Annotated in this window: 2 protein-coding genes; one reads left to right on the forward strand and one right to left on the reverse strand. The window is 68.5% G+C overall.

Annotation, left to right across the window (positions count from 1 at the left end; translation table 11 throughout):
• Positions 1 to 132, reverse strand: a 132-nt coding sequence (locus B9G38_RS17540; RefSeq protein WP_143415653.1) for an ArsR family transcriptional regulator, incomplete at its 3' end; no start/stop codon positions are given.
• A gap of 92 nt (positions 133 to 224) precedes the next feature.
• Here B9G38_RS17540 and B9G38_RS17545 point away from each other — a divergent pair.
• Entirely contained in the window at positions 225 to 1199 is a 975-nt protein-coding gene (locus B9G38_RS17545) for a nucleotidyltransferase family protein (RefSeq protein ID WP_086221200.1), read from the forward strand.
• Positions 1200 to 1214: the final 15 nt, after the last annotated feature.

Below are 1214 nucleotides of genomic sequence, written 5' to 3' on the forward strand. Positions count from 1 at the left end.
CCCGGACCGCGAGACGTGGTCGAGGTGTTCGTACACCACGGGCGTCGGCAGCGACAGCGTCTCGGCGAGGCCGCTCGCGGTCCGGGGTTCCTCGCGGAGCGCGTCGGCGACGCGCTGGCGGGTCGTCTCCATGCGCCGAGTTCGCGACGAGCGATGAAAAGGCGTGCGGGACGAACGATCGACGCGGGCACAAGAGGTATGTCATCGGAGTGAGAGCGGCCTGTATGAAAGCCGTCGTACTCGCGGGTGGCTACGCGACCAGGCTCTGGCCGATCACCGAACACCGGCCGAAGATGTTCCTCCCGGTGGGCGAGAACACCGTCATCGACGAGATATTCGAGGACTTGGAGGCCGACGACCGCGTCGACGAGGTGTTCGTCTCGACGAACGAGCGCTTCGCCGACACGTTCGCCGACTACCTCGACGACAGCCCCTTCGAGAAGCCGACGCTGTCGGTCGAAGAGACCGTCGAGGAGGACGAGAAGTTCGGCGTGGTTGGGGCGCTCGAACAGCTCGTCGGCCGCGAGGGGGTCGACGACGACCTGATCGTCGTCGCCGGCGACAACATGATCAGCTTCGACCTGGGCGACTTCGCCGACTTCTTCGAGGAGAAGGGGACGCCGACCTTGGCCGCCTACGACGTCGGCGACCGCGAGCGCGCGAAGTCGTACGGGCTGGTCCAGCTGGACGGCGACGAGGTGGTCGACTTCCAGGAGAAGCCCGACGACCCGCAGTCGACGCTCGTCTCCATCGCCTGCTACGCGTTCCCCGCCGAGACGCTCCCGGACCTCACGACGTACCTCGACGACGACAACAACCCGGACGAGCCGGGCTGGTTCCTCCAGTGGCTCCAGCGGCGCGGCGCGGTCCACGCGTACACCTTCGACGGCGCGTGGTTCGACATCGGCACCGCCGACAGCTACCTCGACGCGGTCGAGTACGCCCTCGACGGCGGGACGCTCGTCGCCGACGACGCGACCGTCGAGGGGAGCGACCTCGGCGACGTGGTCCACGTCATGTCGGGCACGACGGTGACCGACTCGACGCTCGACCGCGCCGTCGTCTTCGAGGACGCGACGATCACGGACTCGGAGATCCGCAACTCCGGCATCGACCACCGCGCCCCCACGGCGAGCGCTGACCTCTCGGGCGCCCTGATCCGCCCGCACCCCTCGGTTCGCGCGGGCGACCACTTCTGACGCTGTGGTCGACGC

Source organism: Halorubrum sp. SD612, assembly GCF_002135005.1.